We start from the raw sequence: 3082 nt of genomic DNA, 5'->3' as shown, positions 1-3082 counted from the left end.
CTTGGAATGGTGCTTGGCATAAGTAATAAGTTGGGATTCCACGCCAGCCGCCATACATTCGGAGTCTTGATGCTCAACGAGGACATTCCCATCGGCAGCATAGCCAAGATGATGGGACATGCAGACATCACAAGCACACAGGTCTATGCGCAGGTGACGGAGCAGAAGATTTCAAATGACATGGATAAGCTTATTGCCAAGCGGGAAAGGAACAAAAATCCAATGGCATAGACCTGCCATAAAGCAACGTTCCTTGGAGGCTTTGCGCCTCCAGCCACTTTGGCGAACCTCCGCAGTGTGTTTTAGCATGGTATTAGATTTATACAGGTAACACAAATGATACCTGGCAAACACGAACAACTCGGTATAGCCAATAAAACGAGGCGACAACCTATAACAGCCACACTCGGTAAGTTATACGTTGTCGCCTTGTTCATTTCACCCCACTCATCAAGGACATGTATTTCTCCTACAAGCCCTTCATTCTGTACGCCTCACGATAGTTAGCCATCAGAATCTTCTGAATGTCGGACTCGCGGTAGAGTATCTTTCCGCCAAGCTGGATATACGGGATAACGCCAAAAACAACAAGAAAAACTTGCACGACTGCAACGAATACATGAACAATGATGAGTTGAGAAATACGTTGAAGTTCTCACAACTATCTCGGTATGCAAATAAGCAAGCCACAACTAAATTGCCACGTTACACCCAATCAGTTGCATGGCTGCACTCAGTACACTTACTTTGCACCCGACAATCGGTCAATGGTGCAAACCGTGACCACTATACTAACAAATAAAACAGCATAAGCTATGGCAAGAACAAAAGATGTAGTCTTGGCTCCTGAGCAAAAGGAGCTGATGGAAAAAGAGTATTTGGATTTTGTTAATCCATCTACGTATGACAACAAAGCCAATCCAAGTAGTTGTAATTCTCTCTATGATGATGTAGAGAACCCAGAGTTGAGAGCAATTGTAGAGAAAGTTGCTGCAACAACTCCCTATAAAGAGGAAACATCAACGAACGAGGCTCAATCGCCACCGAATCCGCAGAAACGCATCAGTGGCAAGCAGCGCAAGGCGACATTGGAGGAGTATCAGCAGACCTTCCTCCAAGTTCCAAGGATTGACGACCGCAAGCCAGTCTTCGTCAGTTCCGATGTACGAGACCGTCTTGACCGTGTCGTCCGCATCCTCGGAGGGAGACGCATGAGCGTATCGGGCATCATCGAGAACATCGTGCGCCACCACCTAAGCCTTTATGAAGAGGACTTCGAGGCTTGGCGCAAATTGTGAGAATTAAGGTCTGCGACCTTGGGCGTGGATAGCTGAAAGGCTGTAGTTCCAACTAACGTGTTCAGAGAGGGAGCGAGGTTATGTTTTGGGAACCCCAAAACGCCTCGCTCCACCGTGAGGACGGAGGAATTTTGCTCCCGACGGTCGCAGAAAGTGAGTGTACCAACTGTAAACAGTATATCGAATGACAAGCATACATGAACAAGACAAAAGAAAGGGCGGAAGACCGCCCACGGGCAGGGTTCGCAAGTTGTCGAAGTCTGTCACGGTGAAGTTCTCGAAGCCAAGCTACGAGGCACTGAGACTGAGGGCGAGAAAAGCCAACCGCAAGTTGGCGGAGTACATCCGTGAGTCCGCCTTGAATGGCGAGGTGGTGAGCGGACACAACACAGAGACGGTTGCCATTGCCAAGAACCTCATCGGTATGGCTAACAACCTCAACCAGCTTACCAAGCTGTCGCATCAGAGAGGTTTCCATGAAACCCATGTTTATGTGGTGGACTTGTTGAGAAGATTGAAAGAAATCCTTGGCGAGTATCGCCAAGCAAGTTATAAACCGAAGCCAAGCAGTATGGGCAGAAAGGAGGATACCACATGATAGGCAAGCTAAAGAAAGGCAGCTCATTTGGTGGTTGCATCCGCTATGTTACAGGCAAGGACGAGGCGAAAATCATCGCATCCGATGGAGTGTTACTCGGCACGAATGCCGAGATAGTACAAAGTTTTGAGCTGCAAAGACAGCTAAATCCAAGGATTAAGAAGCCTGTGGGGCACATAGCTTTGAGCTTCAAGCCCGAGGACAAGCCACGTTTGACGGATGAATTCATGGCTAAGATAGCCCTTGAATACATGCAGATGATGGGGATAAAAGATACTCAATTCATCATCGTAAGGCATCACAACACCGACAATCCACATTGTCATATCGTGTATAACCGCATCAATAACGAGGGCAAGCTCATATCAGACAGGAATGATTACAGGCGTAATGAGCAAGTGACCAAGGCTCTAAAATCAAAGTATGGGCTGACTTACGGAACGGACAAGAGCAAGACTAACACTCGCAAATTGCGCAATGCGGAGCGTGCCAAATACGAGATTCACAATGCCGTCAATGATGCTTTGAAAGTCGCAGATAGCTGGCAAAAGTTCAAGAGTGGGCTTGAAAAACGAGGTGTTCACCTGGAGCTTGTCTATAAGGACAAGGAGCGAACCAAGGTGCAAGGCATCCGATTCTGCAAGGACGGATATAGTTTCAAGGGTACGCAAATTAGCCGAGGCTATAGCTTTGGCAAGCTGAATGCAAGGTTTGAGGGAATGGAGAACCATGTATCACCAAAATCCAGCTCTACTCTGCAATACGAGCAAGGCTATCACAAGAGCAACCATGAGCCATCTATGTCGGATAGCAGCCAAGATCCTTGGGACGGCATTTCTTCCATTGGACTTTTTGCTTCTGCCAACGCTCAGACCTTCGAGTCTTTCCCAGAGGACGAATCATCCAAGAAGAAAAAGAAGAAACGCAGAAGAGGCTTTAGCCTTTGATGCAAGTTACAAACCATTCAAACAACAAAAGTAATATACAATGAAAGAAGAACTATTGGAAGCCATCTACGGCACAGTTGAGAGATTGGAGCAGAAAGTCGATGAACTTTCTGTCTCCATAAAGAACGCAGGAGCGGAAACCGTTCCTGCAAGTAATGACATAACCAAGTTGGATAAGTCAATCAATGCGATGTTTATCAAAGAAGAGGAAGTCAGAGATAAAATATCCAAATTAAGAG

Annotated in this window: 4 protein-coding genes and 2 pseudogenes; 5 read left to right on the top strand and 1 reads right to left on the bottom strand. The window is 46.7% G+C overall.

Annotated elements, in window-relative coordinates:
- The coding region (locus tag NNC77_RS16255; RefSeq protein WP_254971977.1) for a tyrosine-type recombinase/integrase at window positions 1-231 on the top strand (231 nt) is incomplete at its 5' end.
- Window positions 232-469: 238 nt separating this feature from the next.
- On the opposite strand, the pseudogene NNC77_RS16250 reads toward NNC77_RS16255, so the two are convergent.
- Window positions 470-580 (bottom strand): annotated as a pseudogene (locus tag NNC77_RS16250) (helix-turn-helix domain-containing protein); the annotation flags it as partial.
- Window positions 581-815: 235 nt separating this feature from the next.
- On the opposite strand from NNC77_RS16250, the gene NNC77_RS16245 reads away from it, so the two are divergent.
- The 4 genes and pseudogenes from NNC77_RS16245 to NNC77_RS16230 all read left to right on the top strand — a co-directional run.
- Window positions 816-1298 (top strand): DUF3408 domain-containing protein, encoded by a 483-nt coding sequence (locus NNC77_RS16245; protein WP_254986908.1) that lies wholly within the window; start codon window positions 816-818, stop codon window positions 1296-1298.
- A 184-nt stretch (window positions 1299-1482) separates the two neighbouring features.
- On the top strand, window positions 1483-1896 hold the full coding sequence (locus tag NNC77_RS16240; RefSeq protein ID WP_151265661.1) for a plasmid mobilization protein: 414 nt from the start codon (window positions 1483-1485) through the stop codon (window positions 1894-1896).
- Entirely contained in the window at window positions 1893-2843 is a 951-nt protein-coding gene (locus NNC77_RS16235) for a relaxase/mobilization nuclease domain-containing protein (RefSeq protein WP_254971905.1), read from the top strand. Before NNC77_RS16240 ends, NNC77_RS16235 begins: the two co-directional genes overlap by 4 nt.
- Window positions 2844-2883: 40 nt before the next feature.
- A pseudogene (locus NNC77_RS16230) lies at window positions 2884-3082 on the top strand (hypothetical protein); the annotation flags it as partial.

The organism is Segatella copri (genome assembly GCF_024330485.1).
Lineage (GTDB): Bacteria > Bacteroidota > Bacteroidia > Bacteroidales > Bacteroidaceae > Prevotella > Prevotella copri_L.
Note: the sequence above shows the minus strand (reverse complement) of the source record. Positions and strands in the feature narration are given on the sequence as shown.

Excerpts from the sequence above, each read along its gene's own strand:
- NNC77_RS16245 (WP_254986908.1), top strand. The coding sequence starts at position 816 with ATGGCAAGAACAAAAGATGTAGTCTTGGCTCCTGAGCAAAAGGAGCTG.
- NNC77_RS16240 (WP_151265661.1), top strand. The coding sequence starts at position 1,483 with ATGACAAGCATACATGAACAAGACAAAAGAAAGGGCGGAAGACCGCCC.
- NNC77_RS16235 (WP_254971905.1), top strand. The coding sequence starts at position 1,893 with ATGATAGGCAAGCTAAAGAAAGGCAGCTCATTTGGTGGTTGCATCCGC.